We start from the raw sequence: 24,496 nt of genomic DNA, 5'->3' as shown, positions 1-24,496 counted from the left end.
CGTCGTGTGTGTGGCAGGCCTGTTCTGGCTCCCACTCCACCCGGGTGGGCGCTGTTCGCGCGGTCTTCACTCCTGCAAGGGGAGGGTCCGTCGTATCAGCACCTGCTGAGATCCCTCCCTTCAAGAGCCATTCCCATCATGTTGCTGAGCCGAATCCGACCCTTCGCGTTGTCGCTGGCGATTGCTGCCACCGTCGCTGCCTGTGGCGGCCAACCCCAGGCACCCGAACAGGGGCCGGGCCAGGTCAGCGTGGTCACGCTGAAGTCCGAAACCGTCGGCCTGACCCGTGAGCTGCCAGGCCGCACCAATGCCTTCCTGGTGGCCGAAGTGCGCCCGCAGGTCAACGGCATCGTCGCCAAGCGGCTGTTCACCGAGGGTGGGATGGTCAAGGCCGGCGAGCCGCTGTACCAGATCGAGGACGCCAGCTACCGCGCCCAGGCCAGCAGCGCACGTGCGCAGCTGGCCCGCGCCGAAGCCACCGCCAATGCGGCGCGGCTGAGCGCCAAGCGCATCACCGAGCTGGCCAAGGTTGACGCGGTCAGCCAGCAGGATCTGGAAAACGCCGTGGCGGCGCAGAAGCAGGCCGAGGCCGATGTCGGCGCCGCCAAGGCATCGCTGGATGCCGCCAACGTGACCCTCGGGTATGCGCGCATCACCGCGCCGATCAGCGGCCGCATCGGCAAGTCCAGCGTCACCCAGGGCGCGCTGGTCAGCGCCGGCCAGGCCACGGCGCTGGCAACCGTGCAGCAGCTGGATCCGATCTACGTCGACCTGACCCAGTCCTCGGCCGAGCTGCTGCAGCTGCGCCGCGAACTGGCCGCCGGCCGCCTGCAGGACAACCAGCAGACACCGGTCAGCATCCTGATGGAAGACGGCAGCACCTTCGAACACAAGGGCACGCTGGAGTTCTCCGAAGTGAGCGTCGATCCGGCCACCGGCAGCTTTGCTCTGCGGGTCAAGGTCGACAACCCCGACGGCCTGCTGATGCCGGGCATGTACGTGCGCGCGGTGATCGGCGGCGGTGTGCGCAGTGATGCGGTGCTGGTGCCGATGCAGGGCATCGCCCGCGATCCGAAGGGTGATACCAGCGCGATGGTGGTCGGCAAGGACAACAAGGTGGAAGTGCGCCCGGTCAAGGTCAGCCGCACCGTCGGCGACAAGTGGCTGGTCGAGGACGGCCTGAAGGCCGGTGACAAGGTCATCGTCGAAGGCCTGCAGAAAATCGGCCCGGGCATGCCCGTGAATGCCACCGAACAGGGCGCCGCCCCGGCCAAGCCGGCTGCCGCCCAACCTGCAGCTGCGGCCGCAGGCGCGAAGTAAGCGGAGAACCCCATGGCACGTTTCTTCATCGATCGACCCATCTTCGCGTGGGTCATCGCGATCATCATCATGCTCGCCGGCGGCCTGGCCCTGTTCAAGCTGCCGATCTCGATGTACCCCAACGTCGCACCGCCGGCGGTGGAAATCAGCGCCAGCTACCCGGGTGCTTCGGCCAAGGTGGTCGAAGACTCGGTGACGCAGATCATCGAGCAGAACATGAAGGGCCTTGATGGCCTGATCTACTTCTCCTCCAACAGCTCGTCCAACGGCCAGGCCACCATCACCCTGACCTTCGAGAGCGGGACCAACCCCGACATCGCCCAGGTGCAGGTGCAGAACAAGCTGCAGCTGGCGATGCCGCTGCTGCCGCAGGAAGTGCAGCGGCAGGGCATCAACGTGGCCAAGTCCAGCTCGGGCTTCCTGAACGTCATCGCCTTCGTGTCCGAAGACGGCAGCATGGATGCCAACGACATCGCCGACTACGTCGGTTCCAACGTCGTGGACCGTCTCAGCCGTGTTCCGGGCGTGGGCAACATCCAGGTCTTCGGTGGCAAGTACGCCATGCGCATCTGGCTGGACCCGAACAAGCTGCACACCTACGGCATGTCGGTGCCGGAAGTGGTCGCTGCGGTGAAGGCACAGAACGCGCAGGTGGCCATTGGCCAGCTGGGTGGTGCGCCGTCGGTGAAGGGCCAGCAGCTCAACGCCACCATCAACGCGCAGTCGCGCCTGCAGACCCCGGAACAGTTCCGCAACATCATCGTGCGCGGTGCGCAGGATGGTGCCGAACTGCGCTTGGGCGACGTTGCCCGCGTCGAGCTGGGCGCCGAGTCGTACGACTTCGTCACCCGCTACAACGGCCAGCCGGCCAGCGGCCTGGCGGTCACCCTGGCCACCGGCGCCAACGCGCTGGATACCGCTGCCGGTGTCGATGAAACGCTGAAGGAACTGGAAGGCTTCTTCCCGGCCGGCCTGAAGGCCGAGATCCCGTACGACACCACCCCGTTCGTGCGCGTGTCGATCAAGGGCGTGGTGCAGACCCTGCTCGAAGCGATCGTGCTGGTGTTCGTGGTGATGTACCTGTTCCTGCAGAACTTCCGCGCCACCCTGATCCCGACCATCGCCGTACCGGTGGTGCTGCTGGGTACCTTCGGCGTGCTGTCGGTGCTGGGCTTCTCGGTGAACATGCTGACCATGTTCGCGATGGTGCTGGCCATCGGCCTGCTGGTGGACGATGCCATCGTGGTGGTGGAGAACGTCGAGCGCATCATGTCCGAAGAGGGCCTGTCGCCGCTGGAAGCCACCCGCAAGTCGATGAGCCAGATCACCGGCGCACTGGTGGGCATCGGCCTGGTGCTGTCGGCGGTGTTCGTGCCGATGGCCTTCATGAGCGGCTCCACCGGCGTGATCTACCGGCAGTTCTCGGCGACGATCGTGTCAGCGATGGCGTTGTCGGTGCTGGTCGCGATCGTGCTGACGCCAGCGCTGTGCGCGACCATGCTCAAGCCGCTGAAGAAGGGCGAGCACCATGTCGCCCACCGCGGTTTCGCCGGTCGCTTCTTCAACGGCTTCAACCGTGGCTTCGACCGCACCAGCGAGAGCTACCAGCGCGGCGTGCGCGGCATCCTGCATCGTCCGTGGCGGTTCATGGGCATCGTGGCCGCGCTGTTCCTGCTGATGGGCGTGCTGTTCGTGCGCCTGCCCAGCTCGTTCCTGCCCAACGAAGACCAGGGCGTGCTGATGGCGCTGGTGCAGACGCCGGTGGGCGCAACCCAGGAGCGCACGCTGGAATCGATCGCCGCGCTCGAAAAGCACTTCATGGAAAACGAGAAGGGTGCCGTTGAATCGGTGTTCTCGGTGCAGGGCTTCAGCTTCGCCGGCATGGGCCAGAACGCGGGCATGGCCTTCGTCAAGCTGAAGGACTGGAAGGATCGTGACGCCGACAACGGCGTGATGCCGATCACCGGACGTGCGATGGCCGCCCTGGGGCAGATCAAGGATGCCTTCATCTTTGCCTTCCCGCCGCCGGCCATTCCGGAACTGGGTACGGCCTCCGGTTACACCTTCTTCCTGAAGGACAACAGCGGCCAGGGCCACGACGCATTGCTTGCGGCCCGCAACCAGCTGTTGGGCCTGGCGGCCGGCAGCAAGAAGCTGGCCAACGTGCGTCCGAACGGCCAGGAAGACACCCCGCAGTTCCGCATCGATATCGATGTGGCCAAGGCCAGCTCGCTGGGCCTGTCGATCGACCAGGTCAACACCACCCTGGCCACCGCATGGGGCAGCTCGTACATCGATGACTTCATCGATCGCGGCCGCGTCAAGCGCGTGTTCGTGCAGGCTGACCAGCCGTTCCGCATGGTGCCGGAGGACTTCGATCTCTGGTCGGTGAAGAATGACAAGGGCGAAATGGTTCCGTTCAGCGCCTTCGCCAGCAAGCATTGGGACTACGGCTCGCCGCGCCTGGAACGCTACAACGGCGTGTCGGCCACCGAAATCCAAGGCGAACCGGCCCCGGGCGTGGCGTCCGGTGATGCCATGGCCGAGATCGAACAGCTGGCCAAGCAGTTGCCGGCGGGCTTCGGTGTCGAGTGGACGGCGATGTCCTACCAGGAACGCCAGGCGGGCTCGCAGACGCCGCTGCTGTACACGCTGTCGCTGATGATCGTGTTCCTGTGCCTTGCCGCGTTGTATGAAAGCTGGAGCGTGCCGACCTCGGTGCTGCTGGTGGCGCCGCTGGGCATCCTCGGCGCGGTGTTGGCCAATACCTTCCGCGGCATGGAGCGCGACATCTATTTCCAGGTGGCGATGCTGACCACGGTGGGCCTGACCAGCAAGAACGCGATCCTGATCGTCGAGTTCGCCAAGGAGCATCTGGAGAAGGGCGCGGGGCTGATCGAAGCGACGATGCACGCGGTCCGCGACCGTCTGCGCCCGATCATCATGACCTCGCTGGCCTTCGGCATGGGCGTGCTGCCGCTGGCGATCTCCAGCGGTGCCGGCTCCGGCGCCAAGCAGGCGATCGGCACCGGCGTGCTCGGCGGCATGGTGGTCGGCACCGTGCTCGGCGTGTTCTTCGTACCGCTGTTCTTCGTCGTGGTGCAGCGCGTGTTCAAGAAGCGCAAAGCCACCGAGTGATTCGAAACGGTAGTGCCGGCCGCTGGCCGGCAACTGCTGATCGCTTGCTGTGAATCCAACGAGGTTGCCGACCAGCGGCCGGCACTACCTCCTGCCATCCGGCAGTACCGATGGAAGTCATTCCAATGAAAAATGCACCTCTGTTCCTCTCCATCGCTGCGGCACTGGCGCTTGCCGGCTGCGGCACTCTGGCGCCGAAGAACACCGCAGTGGCCCCGGCCATTCCATCGCAGTGGCCGGCGGAAGCCGCGCAGGGCGAAGTGGTCGATGCGGCAGCGGTCGGCTGGCGCGACTTCTTCACCGATGAGCGCCTGCAGCAGGTGATCGGCCAGGCGCTGGACAACAACCGCGATCTGCGCGTGGCCGTGCTCAACGTCGAAAAAGCGCGTGGCCAGTACCGCGTGCAGCGCGCAGACCGCGTGCCGGGCGTGGCCGTGACCGGGCAGATGGACCGCCGCGGCGGCGACGTGCCGGTGACCGAGCAGTTCAGCGCGGGCGTCGGCGTGGCCGAGTTCGAACTGGACCTGTTCGGTCGCGTGCGCAACCTGAGCGAGGCCGCGCTGCAGCAGTACTTCGCTGTAGCCGCCAACCGTCGCAACGCGCAGTTGAGCCTGGTGGCCGAGACCGCTACCGCCTGGTTGACCTACGGTGCTGACCAGCAGCGCCTGGCGATCGCCGAAGCAACGGTGAAGACCTATGAGGATTCGCTGCGTCTGGCCGAAGCACGCCATGAGCGTGGTGGCAGTTCGGCGCTGGAACTGACCCAGACCCGCACCCTGGTCGAGACTGCGCGCACCGATGCCGCGCGTCTGCGTGGGCAGCTGGCCCAGGACCGCAACGCGCTGGCACTGCTGGCCGGTGGCCAGTTGGATCCGGCGCTGCTGCCGGACAGCATCGCGCCGCAGGTACTTGCGCTGGCACCACCGCCGGCTGGCCTGCCCAGCGACGTGCTGCTGCAGCGCCCGGACATCATGGCGGCGGAACACCAGCTGCTGGCCGCCAATGCAAACATCGGTGCCGCACGCGCCGCCTTCTTCCCCAGCATCTCGCTGACCGGCAGCATCGGCAGTGGCTCGGGTGAACTGTCGGGCCTGTTCGACAGCGGTACGCGGATGTGGAGTTTCCTGCCGAAGATCACTTTGCCGATCTTCCAGGGCGGCAAGCTGCGCGCGAACCTGGCAGTGGCCAACGCCGATCGCGATATCGCGTTGGCGCAGTACGAAAAATCGATCCAGAGCGGTTTCCGCGAAACCGCCGATGCGCTGGCATTGAATGTCAGCCTGGATGAGCAGGCCGCCTCGCAGCAGCGCCTGGTGGAAGCGGCCGAGCAGGCCAACCGCTTGTCGCAGGCACGCTATGACGCCGGCCTGGACAGCTTCGTCACCCTGCTGGATGCACGTCGTACCGCCTACAACGCGCAGCAGACACAGCTGCAGACGCAGCTGGCGCAGCAGTCCAATCGCATCACGCTGTACAAGGTGCTGGGCGGCGGCTGGCACGAGCGCGGGTAAGCCGCGCCTCTGGTAGGTGCCAACCTTGGTTGGCACAGGGCCAGCCGACTGCGCTGACGCATCCGTGCCAACCAAGGTTGGCACCTACCGGAGCAGGTCAAGATTGGCGTGGGCCAGTCAGGCCAAGCGCCAGCGTCACACCGCTTCGTCATCCCGACGCTCGGCGCGGCAGGCGCGTACCCGCGTCAGCGCATCGCCGGCTTCGCGCGCCATCTTCTCGTATTCGGCGCGGATTTCTTCCAGGCGCTCTTCGTCCAGCTCTTCCAGGTCCAGCAGCTCGTTGTTGGCTTCGGCGGTGGCGCGGATCAGTTCATCCAGCTTGATCTGCATTGCCGCCGTGTCCGAGTTCTGCGTGTGCTGGATCAGGAACACCATCAGGAAGGTGATGATGGTGGTGCCGGTGTTGATCACCAGCTGCCAGGTATCGTTGAACCCGAATATCGGGCCGCTGATACCCCACAGCACGACGATCGCCACTGCGGCCAGGAAGGTCCACGGCGAGCCGGTGGCGGCCGCGGCCTTCTTGGCGATCGTATTGAACAGGTTCCTTGCGCTCATCGTTATCGTTCCACTGGAATGACGACGATCATCGGCACGTGGGCGTGCAGGTGCCGTGCAGTCGAGCGTGGGCTCAGGCGCGCAGGCGCGGTGCTTCCTGGCTTCGAACGGGGCTGGCCAGATAGACGTGCTGCCAGCAGCGTTCGACGAACTCACGGGCCTGTGCTTCGGTCAGGCGCGGCATGATCTGCAGGGCGTACTGGGTCTGGAACAGTTCGTCGCGTTGGGCATTGCTGGCGCGCGGTTGGGTGATCAGCGAATCACAGGCGAACTTGATCCATGGCACATAGGTGCCGAATGAAGTATGCGCGAGTGCGCCATCGGCGTGCTGGCGGCGCCAGTAATCCAGCTCCGCATCGACATTGATGACAGGGGGAATGGCGGGAACTTCAGCGTGCATGACAATCCAATCGGTTGGAAGTGAAGGGAGTGCGGACCCGTTACAGTGTGGACCGGGCGGCGGTGCATGCCGCGTCAGCGCGATGTGCAGCCAGCGTGGCGATGGCGCAGCAGCTGTGCGTATTCAACCGCACCCAGGCGTTCGGCCATGCCGGCCATCGCATTGCACAGGCGCACCAGCTCGCGGGGATGGTCGTGCAGAAGAGCCTGCTGAATGTCCTGGTGGGCGCTCCAGAGCGGCGCACTGCGCTGGTGCAGTGCGTATTGCTGCTGCACTCGGTTCCATATCGCCGCCAGAGCCCGGTCGCTGGGAGGGCGTACGGCATGCGCTTGCATGGTCGGCTCCAATCCGGGGCGGGGGCGCCCGGTTGCATTCCACCCTAGACGTGGCTGCGCAGCAGGATGTTAGTGGTGCGTGTTGACTGCACGCAGCTGACTGCGCAGCAGTTCACGTTGAAACGTGCAGACGCTGCCGGCACAAGGCTGTGCCGGCACTGAAGCGTTCATCAAGGCGGGCTCATCAGCCGTGGTGGATGCTCATTCGCCGATGTCTTCGTTCCAGATTTCCGGATATTGCGCAATGAAACCGCCGAGCAGGTCCACGCATTCCTGGCTGTCCAGATCGATCACGTTGACGCCGTTTTCCCGCAGCCAGTCGATGCCGCCCTGGAAGGTGCGCGATTCGCCGACCACTACCGTGCCGATGTTGAACTGCCGCACCAGGCCCGAGCAGTACCAGCAGGGGGCCAGGGTCGTGACCATGATGGTGTCCTGGTAGCGGCGCTGGCGGCCGGCCTTGCGGAAGGCGTCGGTCTCGCCATGCACGGACGGGTCACCTTCCTGCACGCGGCGGTTGTGCCCGCAGCCAAGCAGGCGGCCGTCGTTGTGGTACAGCGCCGCGCCGATCGGCACGCCGCCTTCGGCCAGCCCCTGGCGGGCTTCGGCAATGGCGGTCTGCAGCAGGGCCTGGTAGTCGGGCGTGGTGATCATGCGGGGCTCCGGTAGGTCGTGGGGCGCCATGATACGGCCAGCGTTCCCCGCAGGGGCCGGGCGGTGCGATAATCAGGGCATGAGCGAATCCCCCTACAAATCCGGTACCACCCATTTCGGGTTCCGCGACGTTGACGCCAAGGACAAGCAGAAGCTGGTCGGCCAGGTGTTCACGTCGGTCGCGCGCAACTACGACCTGATGAACGACCTGATGAGCATGGGCGTGCACCGGGCATGGAAGCGCTACTACGTAGCCACCGCGCAGGTGAAGCCGGGTGACCGCGTGCTCGACCTGGCCGGTGGCACCGGCGATATCGCCGCGCTGCTGAAGGAGCGCGTCGGTGCCGAGGGCTCGGTGGTGCTGGGCGACATCAACGCCGGCATGCTGTCGGTCGGCCGTGACCGCCTGACCAACCGCGGCCTGGTGCTCGGCCTGGACTACGTGCAGTGCAACGCCGAGGCCCTGCCGTTCCCGGACAACAGCTTCGACCTGGTGACCATCGCCTTCGGTCTGCGCAACGTGACCGACAAGGACGCCGGCCTGCGCGAGATGTTCCGCGTGCTGAAGGTGGGCGGCCAGGCCCGTGTGCTGGAGTTCTCCGAAGTCACCGCCGACTGGTTCAAGCCGATCTACGACTTCCACTCGTTCAAGATCCTGCCGAAGCTGGGCAAGCTGTTCGCCAATGATTCGGACAGCTACCAGTATCTGGCCGAGAGCATCCGCAAGCATCCGCCGCAGGAAGAACTGAAGGCGATGATGGGGCAGGCGGGCTTCGAGCGCTGCCACTACAAGAACCTGACCGGCGGCATCGTCTCGATCCACTCCGGCTACAAGCTGTAAGCCTCGCTTTGGTAGGTGCCAACCTTGGTTGGCACACGCCCGCCGCGAGCGATGATGTATCCGTGCCAACCAAGGTTGGCACCTACCTGTAGATGCCGACCTTGGTCGGCATAGGCCCCCACCGCGCGCCCGCCGCCATTACCCCGCACCGCGCAACGCTTCCCGGCCGGGGGAGAGGTACCATTGGGGTTTGATCCCCGTAACGGTCCCGATTCATGCGCAATCCGCTGATGCTCCTTCCGCTGGCCGTGGCCCTGGCCGCCGGCTGCTCCCAGGAGGCGGCCGCACCCGCCGCCGCCCCGACTGCCCAGAAGGCTCCCGCCGCCCCCGTGAACGCCGAAAACCGCAGCCACGATGAAAGCTCGTACGCCGAGCCGGACAAGGTCGTCGTCAAGGACATCGCGCTGGATCTGAAGCTGGACTTCGACCAGAAGCAGATCGGCGGCACCGCCATCTACACCCTGGAATGGAAGCAGAAGGATGCCAAGCAACTGGTGCTGGACACCCGCGAGCTGAGCATCGCCAAGGTTGAAGCGATCGCCGCTGATGGCGCGCGCAGCCCGCTGCAGTTCGTGCTGGCCCCGGTGGACAAGGTGTTCGGCAGCAAGCTGACCATCGAAACCCCGGAACAGCCGGCCAAGGTCGAGGTGACCTACCACACCGCACCGACCGCCTCGGGCCTGCAGTGGCTGGCGCCGTCGATGACCGAAGGCAAGAAGCTGCCCTTCATGTTCAGCCAGTCGCAGGCGATCCACGCCCGTTCCTGGGTGCCGCTGCAGGACACCCCGAGCGTGCGCTTCACCTACAGCGCGCACGTGGTCTCGCGCCCGGACGTAATGGTGCTGATGAGCGCCGACAACGACCCCAAGGCCGCGCGTGACGGTGACTACACCTTCAAGATGCCGCAGCCGATTCCGTCCTACCTGCTGGCCATCGCGGCCGGCGACCTGGTGTTCGAGCCGATCTCCGGCCGCTCCGGCGTCTGGGCCGAGCCGACCATGGTCAACAAGGCCGCCAAGGAATTCGAAGACACCGAGAAGATGATCGGTGCCGCCGAAAAGCTGTACGGCGAATACCGCTGGGGCCGCTACGACATGCTGGTGCTGCCGCCGTCGTTCCCGTTCGGCGGCATGGAAAACCCGCGCCTGACCTTCGCCACGCCGACCGTGATCGTCGGCGACAAGTCGCTGGTCTCGCTGGTCGCCCATGAACTGGCGCACAGCTGGTCGGGCAACCTGGTGACCAACGCCAGCTGGAAGGACATCTGGCTCAACGAAGGCTTCACCACCTACGTCCAGGGCCGCATCACCGAAGCCCTGTACGGCAAGGAGATGGCCGAGATGGAAAAGCAGATCGACCAGACCGATCTGCTGGCCGAAGTGAAGGACATGAGCCCGGCCGACCAGGCGCTGGCGCTGCCGCCGCTGAACGAACGTGACCCGGACGAAGCCCTGAGCCAGGTGGCCTACGTCAAGGGTTCGTGGTTCCTGGAATTCCTGGAACAGCGTTTCGGCCGCGAAACCTTCGACCCGTTCCTGCGCGGCTGGTTCGATGACCACGCCTTCCAGAGCGCGAATACCGACCAGTTCGTCGAGTACCTGAAGAAGAACCTGCTGCCGAAGAATCCGTCGGCGGTCACCGAAGCCGAACTGAAGGCGTGGCTGGACGAGCCGGGCATTCCGGCGTTTGCAGCCAAGGCACAGTCGCGCAACTTCAGCAGCGTGGATACCGCGCGTATCGCCTTCGCCAGCGCCGGCACCGTGCCGAGCAGCCAGGTGATCGCCGAGTGGAGCACCCAGGAGTGGGTCCGCTTCATCGACGGCCTGGGCGCCACCCAGCCGCTGGACAAGCTGGCCACGCTGGACAAGGCCTTCCACTTCACCGGCACCCCGAATGGCGAGATCGCCATGCGCTGGTACCCGCTGACCATCCGCAGCGGTTACGAGCAGGCCAATGAAGCGGCCGCTGCGTTCATCGAGCGTGTCGGTCGTCGCAAGCTGATCCTGCCGATCTACGCTGAACTGGTGAAGACCCCGAAGGGGCTGGAGCTGGCCAAGCAGGCGTTCGAGAAGGCCAAGCCGGGCTACCACCCGATCACCACCGCCTCGGTGCAGGACATGCTGGCCAAGGCTGAAGCGAAGTAAACGGTAGTGCCGGTCGCTGGCCGGCAACCCAGGCACTGCTTCACCGGCAACGGCGGGGAAACCCGCCGTTGCTGTATCCGCTTTTCGCTGCCGATAGAATCGGCATGCACCCGTAAAGGACTCCGCCATGAAACGACTGATCCTGCTCACCGCCTGCACCCTGGCCCTGGCTGCCTGCAGCAACCCCGAGGAAGAACGCAAGGCGCAGGAAGCCGCCGCTGCCGCCGTGCAGGCGCAGAAGGAAGCCAAGGCCGAAGACGTTGCCAAGCAGTACGACATGGCCGTGGCCGCGCAGGACTGGGAGCGCGCGCGCCTGCATGGCGCCTCGCTGCTGGACCAGTACAAGGACACCGCCGCCGCCGAGCGCATCGCCGCCGGCTTCGACGAGGTCAAGGCCAAGGGCGATGCCGCGCGCGACCTGCGCCGCATGCAGGCGCTGTGGCAGTACAACCAGATTCCGGTCGGCAGCAAGGGCAACCAGGTGTCGGCGCAGATCTTCAGCAAGGAGCGGGTGGATGTGGATGGCAGCGGCGCCAAGCCGGTGCAGCTGGTATTCCGCGACCACCCCGAATGGAAGCGTCATGCCTACCTGGTGCTGCAGGCCGGCGATTTCCGCTGCCCGCAGTGCACGGTCAAGGTTACGGTGGACGGTGGCAAGCCGATCTCCATGGCGGCCTGGCGGCCGAAGACCGACGAGGCGATCGCCCTGTTCATCACCGACCAGAAGGCGTTGTGGAAGCTGGCAGCCAAGGGCAAGTCGATCAGCATCGAGTTCCCGGTCAAGGCCGGTGGCACGCGCACGGCGGTGTTCGAGACCGGTGGCGTGGATGCCAGCCGGATGCCGGCGTGGTGGCATTGACCGTGGATGCACCCGTGGCTGCGCCGGCACTGTCGACGATCCGCCACTGGGTGTTCGACATGGATGGTACGCTGACCGTGGCGGTGCATGATTTCGCGCGGATCAAGCGCGAACTGGCGATTCCGCAGGAGGACGATATCCTCACCCACCTGGCCGGGTTGCCGGCCGCGGAGGCCAGCGCAAAGCACGCCTGGCTGCTGGCGCACGAGCGTGCGCTGGCCGCTGCGTCCCAGCCGGCGACGGGGGCGGTGGCGCTGGTGCGCGCGCTGCAGGACACCGGCTGCCGGCTGGGCATCCTGACCCGCAACGTGCGCAGTCTGGCGCAGGTCACCCTGCAGGCCATCGGACTGGGCGACGTATTTGCCGAAGACGACATCATCGGTCGCGACGAGGCCGAGCCGAAGCCCTCACCTGCCGGGCTGCAGTACTTCCAGCAGCGCTGGCAGGTGGCCCCCACGCAGGTGGTGATGGTGGGCGATTACCGCTTCGATCTGGAATGCGGCCGTGCGGCGGGCAGCCGCACGCTGCTGGTCAATGCCCCGGACAACCCATGGCCGGGCATGGCCTGTTGGCACCTGGCCGATTGCGCGGCGGTGCTGGAGCGCTGGCGAGGCTAGCGCGGCGCCCTCTGCGCTGTGGCGGGGACCAGGAGAGCGCCTGCGGTCAACTGCCGACTGTCATCACAGTGTATTGTGCGAGGCCGGCTGGACGTTCTTCGAATGACCGGCCGGGGTTGAAGCGGAGGCGGTTGGGGAACCATCGCTGCTCAGTGCCGCGGCCTGATCGAAGCCGCGGTGGGCGTTGAAGGTGCCGGCGGGTGGTTTCGCTGCACTGGTGGTGGCGTCGGGTAACACGTTGTCCGGTGTGGCCCGCTGCCAAGGATGGGGCATGGGTGTCCTTGGCTCCATTTCTGGATTCCTTTCATGCTCCGAACTGTGTGGGTGTCGCTGTACCGGCGTCTGTGTCCGATTGCCGCATTTTCCCTGTTTGGCCTGGTAGCCCTGTCGTTGTCGCGACTGGGGTTGGCGCTGTGGCACGCCGTACGGGTCAGTGCTGCTGACGGCTGGGCCACGGTGTTCCTGCAGGGGCTGCGGGTGGATGTGTCGACCCTGTGCCTGCTGTACGGCATCCCGGCGGTGCTGGCACTGCTGTTGCCGCAGGAAGGACGCGTGGGCCGCGCGTGGCGTCATCTGCTGCGGTGGTGGCTGATCCTGGTGAGCCTGCTGCTGGTGTTCATGGAGCTGGCGACGCCGAGCTTCATGGCCGAGTACGGCCTGCGCCCCAATCGCCTGTTCCTGGAATATCTCATCTATCCCGAAGAAGTCGGGATGACGCTGCTGCGCGGCCATCTGCTGGCCGTGGTGATCGAAGTCGCCGCAGTGATCGTGCTGTTCTGGGTGCTGCTGCGTGGGTCACGGCGCTGGGTCGGCAACAGCCCGCGGGGCGCAGTCGAAGCCGGATGGCTGTGGCGGCTGCCATTGGCGTTCCTGGTGCTGCTGCTGGCGGCGCTGGGCGTGCGTTCCAGTCTGGGCCATCGGCCCTTGAACCCGGCACTGGTGGCATTTTCCACCGACCCGACCATCAACGCCTTGCCGCTGAACTCGCTGTACACCGTCGGCTATGCCGCGCGGCAACTGGCGAGCCGCAGCGAAACCTCGCGTGTCTACGGTGACCTGCCGCTGGCCGAGGTGGTCAGCGAACTGCGCGCCAGCAGCGGCCTGCCGGCATCGGCATATGTCTCCGAGGCATTGCCGAGCCTGGCGCTGCGTCCGCCGCAGTACCAGGGCAAGCCGCGCAATCTGGTGATCGTGCTGGAAGAAAGCCTGGGCGCGCAGTTCATCGGCAGTCTCGGCGGACGGCCGTTGTCACCCAACTACGACCGCCTGAGCAGACAGGGTTGGGCGTTCGAGCGCCTATATGCGACCGGCACGCGGTCGGTCCGCGGCATCGAGGCGGTACTGACCGGGTTCCCGCCGACCCCGGCCGAATCGGTGGTAAAACTGCCCGCCAGCCGCCAGCGCTTTTTCACCCTGGCCGATGTGCTGGGACGGCATGGCTACGACACTGGTTTCTATTACGGTGGCGAAAGCCATTTCGACAACATGCGCGAGTTCTTCCTCGCCAACGGCTTCAACCGCATCGTGGACCGCAAGGATTACCGCAAGCCGGCATTTGTTGGCTCCTGGGGTGCGTCTGACGAAGACCTGTTCGGCCGTGCCGACCAGCAGTTCCGGCAGCTGAAAGCGCAGGGCAAGCCGTTCTTCGGCCTGGTGTTCACCTCCAGCAACCATGATCCGTTCGAGTTCCCGGACGGCCGCATCGACCTGTACGAGCAACCGAAACAGACCCGCGACAATGCCGCCAAGTACGCCGACTACGCGCTGGGCGAGTTCTTCCGCAAGGCGATGGCGTCACCTTACTGGGAGGACACCGTGTTCCTGGTGGTGGCTGACCATGATTCGCGGGTGTTCGGCAAGAACATGGTGCCGATCGGCAACTTCCATATTCCCGGGTTGATCCTCGGCGGCGGCATCGAGGCGCGCCGTGATACCCGCATCGTCAGCCAGATCGATCTGCCGCCGACCCTGCTGTCACTGCTGGGCATTGCCGATGCCACCCCGGCGGTGGGACAGGACCTGACCGACCTGCAGCGGCTGCAGCCCGGACGCGCGCTGATGCAGTACGACCGCAATCTGGCGTGGATGGAGGGCAACGATGTGGCCATCCTGCAGCCGGACAAGCCCGCGCAGGGCTTCCGCTACGACCCGGCCAGCGACCAGCTGCAGCCGCAGCCGCTGCGGCCGGAACTGGCACGGCGCGCACATGCCTACGCGATGTGGGGCACGCTGGCCTACGAAAAAGAGCTGTACCGCTTGCCGGAGAAGGCCAAGCCCTGAGCCGGAAGGGCGGGGCGGCGATGCGGTGCCGGCCGCTGGCCGGCAGTGTCGACCAAGGTCGACACCTACCAGAGGCATTCCCGCCAGAAGCATTCCCGATAGCGCCTCGGGTGGACAGCCCCCTTGTTGTTCAAGGGGGCGCGCCGAAGGCGCGGGGATAAGGAGAAATGCGCGGGCAGTTCGTTTACGCGTTCAACGCGTAACCGAACTGCTGCTTGAACTGCTCGTTGAACTCATCGAAGGTGAAGCGCTGGTTCTGGGTGCCCGGGTGCTCGACCTTCAGCGCGCCCATCAGGTTGCCCATGCGGCCGATGGTCAGCCAGTCGAAGCCCTTCTGGATGCCGTAGATCAGGCCGGCGCGGAAGGCGTCGCCGCAGCCGGTCGGATCGACCACGCGGCGCTCGTGCGCCGGCGGGATGTCGTAGCTCTTTTCCGGGGTGTGGATCACCGCGCCCTTCGGGCCGCGGGTGGTGATGTAGGCCTTGACCCGGCTGACGATCTCTTTTTCGTTCCAGCCGGTGCGTTCCTGCAGCAGGTTCGACTCATAGTCGTTGACCACCACGTAATCGGCCTGTTCGATGAACTCGCGCAGTTCCGGGCCATTGAACAGCGGCATCGCCTGGCCCGGGTCGAAGATGAACGGAACGCCGTCTTCGTGGAATTCCAGCGCGTTCTGGATCATGCCTTCGCGGCCGTCCGGGCCGACCAGGCCGAGGCTGACGCCCGGCACGTCGCGCACGTGGTTTTCGTAGGAGCGCATCATCGCGCCCGGGTGGAAGGCGGTGATCTGGTTGTTGTCGTGGTCGGTGGTGATGAACGCCTGCGGGGTGAACAGCTCATCGATCACGCGCACGCGGGTGAGGTCGATGCCCAGGGCATCGAAGTGCTCGCGGTACGGGCCGAAGTCCGAACCCACCGTGCCCATCGGGATCGGATCGCCACCCAGCAGGTGCAGGTTGTAGGCGATGTTGCCGGCGCAGCCGCCGAACTCGCGGCGCATGCGCGGCACCAGGAACGACACGTTCAGGATGTGCACCTTGTCCGGCAGGATGTGATTCTTGAACTGGTCCGGGAACACCATGATGGTGTCGAAGGCAAGAGAACCACAGATCAGAGCGGACATCGATGTAAGCCTATGCGGTGAATTTTGGGATGGGCCGGCCCACTTCGGCAGGCAAGCAAACGGCGCCCTTGGGCGCCCGACGGCGCAAAGGTTACCCGCTGGTGCCGCTCAGGGCCAGAACCAGGTGATGCCCGATCAGGCCGAAAGCCTGTGAAGGCGCGGGTTCAGCTGGATTTCTCCTTGCTCGGCGGCAGGCAGGTTGCTAGGCTTGTCGACCTCGATTTCTGCCCATTTTTTCGCCATCCCGCGTTGGGCGCGACACCCCTCAGGATCAACTCCCAGATGTTCAAGAAACTGCGCGGCATGTTCTCCAATGACCTGTCCATCGACCTGGGCACGGCCAACACCCTCATCTATGTGCGTGGGCAGGGAATCGTGCTGAACGAGCCGTCCGTGGTCGCTGTGCGCCAGGATCGCGCCATCGGCGGTACCCGGTCGGTGGCAGCCGTTGGCGCCGAGGCCAAGCAGATGCTCGGCCGTACCCCGGGCCACATCACCACCATCCGCCCGATGAAGGACGGCGTCATCGCCGACTTCACCTACACCGAGGCGATGCTCAAGCACTTCATCAAGAAGGTGCACAAGTCGCGCTTCCTGCGCCCGAGCCCGCGCGTGCTGGTCTGCGTGCCGGCCGGCTCGACCCAGGTCGAGCGCCGCGCGATCAAGGAATCGGCCGAGGAGGCCGGTGCCCGTGACGTGTTCCTGATCGAAGAGCCGATGGCGGCCGCGATCGGCGCCGGCATGCCGGTCACCGAGGCCCGTGGCTCGATGGTCATCGATATCGGTGGTGGCACCACCGAAGTGGCGGTGATCTCGCTCAACGGCATCGTCTATTCCGCTTCGGTGCGTATCGGTGGCGACCGCTTCGACGAATCGATCACCAACTACGTGCGCCGCAACCACGGCATGCTGATTGGTGAAGCCACCGCCGAGCGCATCAAGGTCGAACTGGGCTGCGCCTACCCGCAGGCGGAAGCGATCGAGATGGAAATCTCCGGCCGCAACCTCGCCGAAGGCGTGCCGAAGATGATCAAGATCAGCTCCAATGAAGTGCTTGAAGCGCTGCACGAGCCGCTGTCGGGCATTGTCAGCGCGGTCAAGCTGGCACTGGAACAGACCCCGCCGGAACTGTGCGCCGACGTCGCCGAGCGCGGCATCGTGCTGACCGGTGGTGGCGCCCTGCTGCGCGACATGGACCGCCTGATTTCCGAGGAAACCGGTCTGCACGTGCAGGTGGCTGACGACCCGCTCACCTGCGTGGCCCGCGGTGGCGGTCGTGCGCTGGAACTGGTCGACATGCACGGCAACGAGTTCTTTGCGCCGGAATAAGCCGTCCCGGCTGCCTGCGCCCGCAGCGCCCCTCCGGGGTGCGGCCCGCTACGTTGGCGGGTCGGCACCGGCGGGGCGCCCGCGTGTTTCCCTTCCGCCTTCTGCCAGTTGAATCGCTGCCGTGCCGCCCTACGCCGGACCTCCCGTCGCTTCCCGATCCGGTGATGCCGCCAGCCCGCTGCGGCTGCTGGCCTATCTCGCACTGGCAATCACCCTGATCGTCCTCGACGACCAGGCCGGCTGGCTGGCGCGTCTGCGCGAGCAGGCCAACAGCCTGGTGCAGCCGGTGTGGGCCCTGGCCGGTCTGCCCGGCAAGCTCGGCGGGCAGGTGCGGGATACCGCCGCCAGCCACGGCCAGCTGGTGACCGAAAACCGCGAGCTGCGCAACCAGCTGCTGCTGGCCAACGCCCGCCTGACCCGCCTGCAGACCGCCGCGCTGGACAATGCCCAGCTGCGCGAACTGCTGAACGTGGCCGAGCGCAGTGGCCTGGACGTGCAGCTGGCGCCGATCCTGGACATCGACCTGGACCCGGTCAAACAGCGCCTGGTGCTCGACGCCGGCAGCCGCGAAGGCGTGCATGTCGGCCAGGCGGTGATCGATGCCGGTGGCCTGATGGGCCAGGTGATCAGCGTGACCGGTGGCACCTCCACCGTGCTGTTGCTGACCGACCCGGACCACGCTGTGCCGGTGACCGTGGCCCGCAATGGCGTGCGCCTGATCGTCTACGGGCGTGGCGACAAGCTGGAACTGCGCGACATCCCGCTCAGTGCCGGCGTGGAAGTGGGCGACGAGATCGTCACGTCCGGTCTTGGTGGCCGGTTCCCGGCCGGATTCCCGGTCGGCACCATCACCGCCCTGCGCCCGGACGATACGCATGCCTTCCTGGTGGGCGAACTGAAGCCGGCCGCGCAGCTTGATCGTGGCCGCGATGTGCTGCTGCTGCGCCCCGGCGCCGCAATTCGCTTGCCTGCGGCCAGCGAATTGCTTCAGCCAGGTTTGCCTTCGGCAAACCAGACTGCCGGGGGGGCATCCCACCTTACCCCCGCGCCTTCGGCGCGCCCCCCTCAACAAGAGGGAGGTTCTCCCTCAGCCGGGTCCACGGTAGTGCCGGCCGCTGGCCGGCAACCTCAGCAAACTCAACCGCAGCCGGCCACGCCGGAGGCACAACGATGAGCCGCCTTCGCGACAACCGCTGGGTGCTGCCGGCCAGCGTGGTGGTGGCCCTGTTGCTGGGCCTGCTGCCGTTGCCGGCGCTGCTGCAGCCGCTGCGTCCGTATTGGCTGGCACTGGTGCTGGCGTACTGGGTGATTGAAGCGCCCGAGCGCGTCGGCCTCGGCATTGCCTTCGCCAGCGGCGTCGTCGCCGACCTGCTGTATGGCGGGGTGCTGGGCGAACAGGCGCTGCGGCTGGTGATGCTGGCCTTCATCCTGCAGCGCTTCCGCGCGCGCATCCGCTTCTTCCCGATGTCGCAGCAGATGCTGGCCATCGGCGGCCTGCTGTTCAACGACCGCATCGTCAGCGCGCTGGTCCACATCCTGGTGGGCGAGCCGACCCTGCCGTGGTCGTACTGGTGGGCACCGCTGCTCGGCATGGGCCTGTGGCCGCTGGTGTTCGTGCTGCTGGATGCGGTGCGCTTCGGCAAGCGCGGGCGCTGAGCCATGCTGCCGCGCCGCCAGGTCAAGAATCCGCACGCCGAAGCTGAACAGTTCCGGCGCCGCGCGGCGCTGGGCTTCTTCGGCGTGCTGGTCTGCCTGCTGGGCCTGGGCGGCTGGTACTTCAAGCTGCAGGTGCTGGACCACGACATCTACGCCACCCGATCCGAAGCCAACCGCATCAAGCCGCGGCCGGTAGTGCCCGGGCGCGGCATGATCTATGACCGCAACGGTCGGTTGCTGGCTGAGAACGTACCGGCGTTCCGTCTGGATGTAACCCCGGACAAGGTCAAGGACATGGATGCCACCTTGGAAGGGCTGGCGAAGATCATCCAGATCAGTCCGGAAGAACTGGAAGCGTTCAACAAGTCGCGCAAGGCGCGCCGCAAGTTCCTGCCGGTCACGCTGAAGCTGCGCATGAGCGATGAGGAAATGGCGCGCTTCGCAGTGGACCGCTGGCGCTTTCCCGGCGTCGAGCTGGAACCGTACCTGACCCGTCGCTATCCCTATGGCGACCTGTTCGCGCACATCATCGGCTACGTCGGCCGGGTCGACGACAAGGATCTGGAGATCCTCGGCGAGGGCAATGCCGCGCTGACCCACATCGGCAAGTCCGGCCTGGAGCGCTATTACGAGCAGGAGCTGCGCGGCAAGGTCGGCTACGAACAGGTCGAGACCAACGTGCAGGGCCGCGCGATCCGCACCATCGGCCGTGTCGCGGCACAATCCGGCGCCGACCTGCGGCTGTCGATCGATGCCGACCTGCAGCGAGCGATGGTGGCCGCTTTCGGCGAGTTCGAAGGCGCGGCGGTGGCGATGGACCCGCGCACCGGTGAAGTGCTGGCGATGGTCAGCCTGCCGTCGTATGACGCCAACCTGTTCGTCAACGGCATCTCGCACGCCGACTTCAAGGCGCTCAACGAGAATCCCTCGCGGCCGCAGTTCAACCGCCTGGTGCTGGGTGGCGTCGCCCCCGGTTCGACCATCAAGCCGCTGATCGGCCTGGCCGGCCTGGACAGCGGGGTGCGCCGGCCCGAAGACAAGATTCTCTCCACCGGCATGTTCTACCTGCCCGGCACCTCGCGTGGCTGGGGCGATGCCAACCGTGGCGGCCATGGCTGGACCGATCTGCGCAAGTCGATCACCCAGTCGGTCAACACGTACTACTACAAGCTGGCCCTGGACATGGGCATCGAGCGCTTCGACCACTACATGGGTTATTACGGCTTCGGCCAGCCGACCGGTATCGATCTGACCGGCGAGATCGGCGGCATCCTGCCCTCGCCGGCATCGAAGTACAAATCGCGCAAGGAGCGCTGGTACCCCGGCGACACCGTCAACGCCAGCATCGGCCAGGGCGACTGGAAGGTCACCCCGCTGCAGCTGGTGCACGGCGTGGCAGGCATTGCCAATGGGCAACTGCGCCAGCCGCATCTGGTGATGCAGCAGCGCGCCGGCTTCGATGCGGACTGGACGCCCGTGCCGCAGGGTGAGAGCAAGCCGATCAGCCCGACTGCGAGCAACCTGCAGGCCGTGCGCGAGGGCATGATGGGCACCATGCAGCCCGGTGGCAGCGGCGCGCGTGCCGCTGCCGGCGCACCGTATGTGATGGCAGGCAAGACCGGTACCGCACAGGTGATCAGCCGCCGCGGCACCGCGGCGGTGAACCCGAGGAGCCTGCCGATGCACCTGCGCCACCGCGCGCTGTTCGTCGGCTTCGCACCGGCCGACAACCCGGTCATCGCCGTTGCGATCGCGGTGGAAGGCGGCGGCTACGGTGGTTCGGCAGCTGCGCCGATCGCGCGCAAGGTGTTCGATGCCTGGCTGCTGGGCAAGATGCCTGAAGGCATGCAGCCGCTGGACAGCGAACGCGGCACGACCGCCATTGGCGCCACCGCGTTCGACAACGAAGACGTGGGCGCGCGCCAGGCCGGCGACGCGGCTGCGGCGCAGCTCGGTGAGCATGCGGTGGTGGTCGGCGTACCGCTGCCGGCACCGACACCTGCTCCGGCGCCGCAGCCCTCGGCAGCACTGCCGGCCACGCCACGTTCCACGGTTGCTGCGGAGGCGGCCCGATGAGCGCGTTCCTGCGTTGGGCCGGGGAAATGCTGCAGCGGTTCTTCAGCAGCCTCGACTGGGTGCTGTGCCTGGCTCTGGGCGCGCTGATGGTGATCGGCCTGGCCACGCTGAAGAGTGCTGGCGGCGACAGCCTGGTGATGGCGCAGGGCGTGCGTTTTGCCGTGGGCCTGGCGGCGATGTGGGGCATCTCGCGGGTACCGATCCTGCGCATCCGCTCGGCGACGCCACTGATCTACGCCATCTCGATGATTCCGTTGCTGGCGGTGTTCGTGCTGGGCACGGGCAAATACGGCCGGCAGTGGCTGGACCTGAAGTTCTTCTACCTGCAGCCGGCCGAACTGCTCAAGGTCAGCCTGCCGATGATGGTGGCCTGGTATCTGCACAAGATGCCGTTGCCGCCGCGCTTCAACACAGTGCTGGTGGCGATGCTGATCATCGGCGTACCGACCGGGCTGGTGATGCTGCAGCCGGACTTCGGTACCGGCGTGCTGATTGCCGCCAGTGGTGTGTTCGTGCTGCTGCTGGCTGGCCTGCCGTGGTGGTGGGTGGGGCTGGGTGTGGGCGGCGTGGCAGCGGTGGCGCCGGTGGCCTGGTTCTGGTTGCTGCGGCCGTACCAGAAGGACCGCATCATGATGTTCCTCGACCCGGAAATGGATGCGCTGGGTGCGGGCTGGAACATCATCCAGTCGAAGATCGCCATTGGTTCCGGCGGTTTCGATGGCAAGGGCTGGGGCGAAGGCTCGCAGTCGCACCTGAATTTCATTCCCGAGCAGACCACCGACTTCGCGTTCTCGGTGCTGAGCGAGGAGTTCGGCTGGATCGGCGTGGCGCTGGTGTTGACGCTGTATCTGGTGGTGATCGGGCGTTGCCTGTGGATCGCCAGCCAGTCGCGCGATTCGTACTCGCGGTTGCTGGCCGGTGCCACGGGCCTGGCGTTCTTCGTCTATGTGCTGGTGAACGGCGGGATGATCTCGGGCCTGCTGCCGGTGGTGGGCGTGCCGATGCCGCTGATCAGTTACGGCGGTACGTCGGCGGTGTCGCTGCTGGCGGGGTTCGGGTTGGTGATGGCGGTGCGTCGTCACAATCCGGTGCATGGCGGTTACGGGTAGTTTCCAGCCATCGGCGCAGCCCCCCGTGGGTGGTTGCTGAAAGCAACAGCCGTGGTTGGCCGGGCGGGGTGGACTGCGCAGGGGACGCTGCAAGTACGTCCATGTAAGCTCGGTCGCCGCATCCATGCGGCTCACGCCCCTGCGCAGCCCACCCCGCCCGGCCTCTGACAGTTTCCTGCGGTGGCCACCCAGGCAAAGAGAAATAAAGCAGAGCAGAAGCGGGTCGCTTCGCTCTTTGTAGTGCCGAGCCATGCTCGGCTCTTCTGGAATGTGCGCATCACGCAGCCTGCAGCTGCACATCCACATACTCCGACAGGCCTCGGCAGGCCAGCAGCAGACCTTCGCGGGCGTCGTCGTCCAGGTGCTGCGTGTCGTCGCCGTCCACGCGCACGCGTTCGCTGGCGTGCAGTAGTTCCAGCAGGAAGGTCAGCCCGGCGTTGGCGCGGTCGATGCGCGCCATCGCCATGCACGGCGCCTGCGTTCGCCCCTTGTGTGGCCACGGCTGACCATCTGCTGCTTCCACTTGGCGGATGTGCTGCAGGCAGTCCAGCAGGGTAGGGCCGTCGGGCGCGTACGCCAAGGGCATTCATCAGACGAGGGGTCGATAGCGACAAACAGCGCCGTAGCCGTGCGCGACCTAACGGCTCAGCCCATGGGATCGTCTCGGGTCAGGTCGGAGCGGCCAATGAGTTCGCGTCGGGCTTTTTCACCGGCTCGGGGTCGGACAGGTCCTGGAAGGATTCGCCCAGCGCCGGGCTATCCATGCCGTACACCGGCTTGCCGCGCAGGGTCTGCATGCCCTGCTGCCAGGCCAGCAACATGCGCTTGCCGATTACATGAAAACCTTCATGCTGCGCCATGGCCTCGCGCACCGCAGGGGCGACTTCGTCGATGGCCTGGCCGATCTTCTCGACGATGGCGCGCTGGTCACGGGCGGTAACGTTGAACACCGAAAGCAGCGTCCGCTCCAGAAGCCTGCCGGGCTCCCAGGTCTTGCGCCCGCCCAGGCTGATCGCCGGAGGATTGCGTGCGTAGTCGGGATAGGCTGCCGTCGTCAGCATGTCGTACACCGGTGTGACCTGCGCATCGTCGCGGCCTGTGTACAGCAGTGCGATGTTCTTGGCATGGCAATCGGCGTTGCGCAGCCCGTGGGTCAGCAGCAACTGCGTGGCCAGATGCTGCAGCGCCAGCTGCCGCCCGGGACCCCGTACGTGATCGCGCACTGCCTTGGCGATGCGCTCCCAGGTTGTCTCGTACTTCTCTGCCGGGCGCATGCCCAGCAGCGCACAGAAATCTTCCATGCCGTACTTGAGCTGGCCGGCTTCATCTACATCGAAGCGATGCACCACCAGCGCCTGCCCGTCACGGGAGACCTCGGTACGCGCGGTTGGCAGCACCCTTGCCGCCACCTGCATGGTGAGGTGCTCGTTGAGCGCAATAAACGGCAGGTTGGTCGCCGAGCCCTTGATGATGTGCTGGCGGGTGAACAGGGTGACCTTCCTGCGCGGGTCCTGGCCGCTGACCTCGCGCTGGTCGAGAAACTTGGGCACCATGCCGGATACACCGCTCGTGGCATGCTGGCGTACCAGTTCCTCGAAGGCCTCTACCGAGTTGTCGCCCTGCAGCAGCTGCGCCACGTCCACTGCCCGGGTCGGCTCATCCAGCGGCGCGCCGCGCGGCACCACTTGCACCCGGCCGATCATGTTGCGACCGATGACCGATAGCAGGTTCATCGGGCCACCACCGATCAAGGGACCGAACTGCTCCTGCAGCACTTTCAGCAGATAGCCTTCGGGCAGGTTCATCTGAAAGAACGGTTGCAGCTGATCGTTCCAGTCCCACGGCTCGCGCCGTACCGGCATGGTCAGCGACACCAGATCGTCGGGCACGACATCGGCGTTGTACAGGAGACGGCAGTTGAAACTGTCGAGGCTTTCCAGCATCGCCACCTCACGCCCGGCGACATACACAGAGAGTGTCATCGCCGCAGCCCATGCTCACGGGCAAGCGACTCCAACGAGCCGCTATGGCCTTCCATGCTGTACTGCATCTCCATGCCCAGCACGGCCAGCACCGCCAGCAGCTTGCGGGCACCAAAGTCGGTGGCCTTGCCCAGTTCGAAACGGGACAACGTATCGGACGCCACCCCGGCTTGCGCGGCGACTTCAATCTGGGTCATGCCCAGCGCCCGGCGGCGCTCGGCCACCGCCAAGCCAAGTTCGGCGAGAGTCTGCATTAGATGAATAAGTCTAATTATTGAGATTGAGTGCGAATATTAGATGTATTAGTCTAATATTCAAGTAAAAATGGTGTTGGCATTCAGCCCGTGGATGTCTCTTCGGGAGCGCCCTGCCACCTTGGTCGCGTGGAAATTAGATTGATTCGTCTAATTTTATGGCATTTCACCGAGTATTCGACGAGTACGTCTAATTGCGTGGCGGCGCCCGTTTGGTTGGAAGGCACTCCGCGAAAGACAGCACAGCATGCGCCCGGCCGAACACGCCCGCTGTAGCTGACAGCTTCACGAAAGCGCCGGTTGCTACCGT

General features: G+C 65.9%; 21 protein-coding genes. 13 read left to right on the top strand and 8 right to left on the bottom strand.

Translation table 11 applies throughout. The annotated features are described in order from the left end of the window. The first annotated feature begins 138 nt into the window (after positions 1-138). From smeD to smeF, 3 genes are all read left to right on the top strand, one after another. Positions 139-1,320: a multidrug efflux RND transporter periplasmic adaptor subunit SmeD gene (gene smeD, locus ACEF39_RS18010; protein ID WP_500286059.1), complete on the top strand. Its 1,182-nt coding sequence runs from the start codon at positions 139-141 to the stop codon at positions 1,318-1,320. 12 nt (positions 1,321-1,332) lie between these two features. After that, a complete protein-coding gene (gene smeE, locus ACEF39_RS18005; RefSeq protein ID WP_500286058.1) occupies positions 1,333-4,458 on the top strand; it encodes a multidrug efflux RND transporter permease subunit SmeE in 3,126 nt (1,041 codons plus the stop codon). 110 nt (positions 4,459-4,568) lie between these two features. Beyond that, complete coding sequence (smeF, locus tag ACEF39_RS18000; RefSeq protein WP_500286057.1) at positions 4,569-5,969, top strand: multidrug efflux RND transporter outer membrane subunit SmeF; 1,401 nt, start codon at positions 4,569-4,571, stop codon at positions 5,967-5,969. Between the two features lie 135 nt (positions 5,970-6,104). Here the strand turns inward: smeF and ACEF39_RS17995 are convergent, their stop codons facing one another. From ACEF39_RS17995 to ACEF39_RS17980, 4 genes are all read right to left on the bottom strand, one after another. Then, positions 6,105-6,527: a low affinity iron permease family protein gene (locus ACEF39_RS17995; protein WP_500286056.1), complete on the bottom strand. Its 423-nt coding sequence runs from the start codon at positions 6,525-6,527 to the stop codon at positions 6,105-6,107. Positions 6,528-6,600: 73 nt separating this feature from the next. Further along, positions 6,601-6,927: a hypothetical protein gene (locus tag ACEF39_RS17990; RefSeq protein ID WP_089236961.1), complete on the bottom strand. Its 327-nt coding sequence runs from the start codon at positions 6,925-6,927 to the stop codon at positions 6,601-6,603. 74 nt (positions 6,928-7,001) lie between these two features. After that, positions 7,002-7,262 carry a hypothetical protein gene (locus tag ACEF39_RS17985; protein WP_500286055.1) on the bottom strand — a complete coding sequence of 87 codons (261 nt, stop codon included), beginning with the start codon at positions 7,260-7,262 and terminating at the stop codon, positions 7,002-7,004. 201 nt (positions 7,263-7,463) lie between these two features. Beyond that, a complete protein-coding gene (locus tag ACEF39_RS17980; RefSeq protein WP_094002387.1) occupies positions 7,464-7,916 on the bottom strand; it encodes a nucleoside deaminase in 453 nt (150 codons plus the stop codon). Positions 7,917-7,995: 79 nt separating this feature from the next. Here ACEF39_RS17980 and ubiE point away from each other — a divergent pair, with 79 nt between their 5' ends. From ubiE to ACEF39_RS17955, 5 genes are all read left to right on the top strand, one after another. Next, positions 7,996-8,757, top strand: coding sequence for a bifunctional demethylmenaquinone methyltransferase/2-methoxy-6-polyprenyl-1,4-benzoquinol methylase UbiE (gene ubiE / locus ACEF39_RS17975; protein ID WP_025877269.1), 762 nt, complete (start codon positions 7,996-7,998; stop codon positions 8,755-8,757). 215 nt (positions 8,758-8,972) lie between these two features. Then, on the top strand, positions 8,973-10,901 hold the full coding sequence (locus ACEF39_RS17970; RefSeq protein ID WP_500286054.1) for a M1 family metallopeptidase: 1,929 nt from the start codon (positions 8,973-8,975) through the stop codon (positions 10,899-10,901). A 127-nt stretch (positions 10,902-11,028) separates the two neighbouring features. Next, positions 11,029-11,760 carry a hypothetical protein gene (locus tag ACEF39_RS17965; RefSeq protein WP_500286053.1) on the top strand — a complete coding sequence of 244 codons (732 nt, stop codon included), beginning with the start codon at positions 11,029-11,031 and terminating at the stop codon, positions 11,758-11,760. Between the two features lie 59 nt (positions 11,761-11,819). After that, positions 11,820-12,377, top strand: coding sequence for an HAD family hydrolase (locus ACEF39_RS17960; RefSeq protein ID WP_500288048.1), 558 nt, complete (start codon positions 11,820-11,822; stop codon positions 12,375-12,377). A gap of 306 nt (positions 12,378-12,683) precedes the next feature. Continuing rightward, a complete protein-coding gene (locus tag ACEF39_RS17955; protein WP_500286052.1) occupies positions 12,684-14,657 on the top strand; it encodes an LTA synthase family protein in 1,974 nt (657 codons plus the stop codon). Between the two features lie 184 nt (positions 14,658-14,841). Here the strand turns inward: ACEF39_RS17955 and ACEF39_RS17950 are convergent, their stop codons facing one another. Continuing rightward, on the bottom strand, positions 14,842-15,780 hold the full coding sequence (locus tag ACEF39_RS17950; RefSeq protein WP_059065157.1) for a carbohydrate kinase family protein: 939 nt from the start codon (positions 15,778-15,780) through the stop codon (positions 14,842-14,844). A 282-nt stretch (positions 15,781-16,062) separates the two neighbouring features. Between ACEF39_RS17950 and ACEF39_RS17945 the strand changes: the two genes are divergently transcribed. From ACEF39_RS17945 to rodA, 5 genes are all read left to right on the top strand, one after another. Continuing rightward, positions 16,063-17,109 carry a rod shape-determining protein gene (locus ACEF39_RS17945; RefSeq protein ID WP_025877255.1) on the top strand — a complete coding sequence of 349 codons (1,047 nt, stop codon included), beginning with the start codon at positions 16,063-16,065 and terminating at the stop codon, positions 17,107-17,109. A 121-nt stretch (positions 17,110-17,230) separates the two neighbouring features. Continuing rightward, positions 17,231-18,283, top strand: a complete 1,053-nt coding sequence (gene mreC / locus ACEF39_RS17940) for a rod shape-determining protein MreC (RefSeq protein WP_500286051.1) — start codon at positions 17,231-17,233, stop codon at positions 18,281-18,283. Continuing rightward, entirely contained in the window at positions 18,280-18,765 is a 486-nt protein-coding gene (mreD, locus tag ACEF39_RS17935) for a rod shape-determining protein MreD (RefSeq protein WP_089236951.1), read from the top strand. The genes mreC and mreD overlap by 4 nt, the downstream gene beginning before the upstream one ends. A gap of 3 nt (positions 18,766-18,768) precedes the next feature. Further along, complete coding sequence (mrdA, locus tag ACEF39_RS17930; RefSeq protein ID WP_500286050.1) at positions 18,769-20,841, top strand: penicillin-binding protein 2; 2,073 nt, start codon at positions 18,769-18,771, stop codon at positions 20,839-20,841. Further along, positions 20,838-21,950, top strand: a complete 1,113-nt coding sequence (gene rodA / locus ACEF39_RS17925) for a rod shape-determining protein RodA (protein WP_500286049.1) — start codon at positions 20,838-20,840, stop codon at positions 21,948-21,950. The genes mrdA and rodA overlap by 4 nt, the downstream gene beginning before the upstream one ends. Before the next feature lie 277 nt (positions 21,951-22,227). Here rodA and ACEF39_RS17920 read toward each other — a convergent pair whose 3' ends face one another. The 3 genes from ACEF39_RS17920 to ACEF39_RS17910 form a co-directional block, all read right to left on the bottom strand. After that, positions 22,228-22,530, bottom strand: a complete 303-nt coding sequence (locus ACEF39_RS17920) for a hypothetical protein (RefSeq protein WP_500286048.1) — start codon at positions 22,528-22,530, stop codon at positions 22,228-22,230. A gap of 88 nt (positions 22,531-22,618) precedes the next feature. Beyond that, entirely contained in the window at positions 22,619-23,932 is a 1,314-nt protein-coding gene (locus ACEF39_RS17915; RefSeq protein WP_500286047.1) for a type II toxin-antitoxin system HipA family toxin, read from the bottom strand. Continuing rightward, positions 23,929-24,186 carry a helix-turn-helix domain-containing protein gene (locus tag ACEF39_RS17910; RefSeq protein WP_500286046.1) on the bottom strand — a complete coding sequence of 86 codons (258 nt, stop codon included), beginning with the start codon at positions 24,184-24,186 and terminating at the stop codon, positions 23,929-23,931. The genes ACEF39_RS17915 and ACEF39_RS17910 overlap by 4 nt, the downstream gene beginning before the upstream one ends. Positions 24,187-24,496: the final 310 nt, after the last annotated feature.

The sequence above is a fragment of the Stenotrophomonas indicatrix genome, assembly GCA_041545745.1.
GTDB lineage: Bacteria > Pseudomonadota > Gammaproteobacteria > Xanthomonadales > Xanthomonadaceae > Stenotrophomonas > Stenotrophomonas indicatrix_A.
The sequence above is the reverse complement of the archived record's forward strand: the minus strand, read 5'-3'. Positions and strand labels throughout refer to the sequence as shown.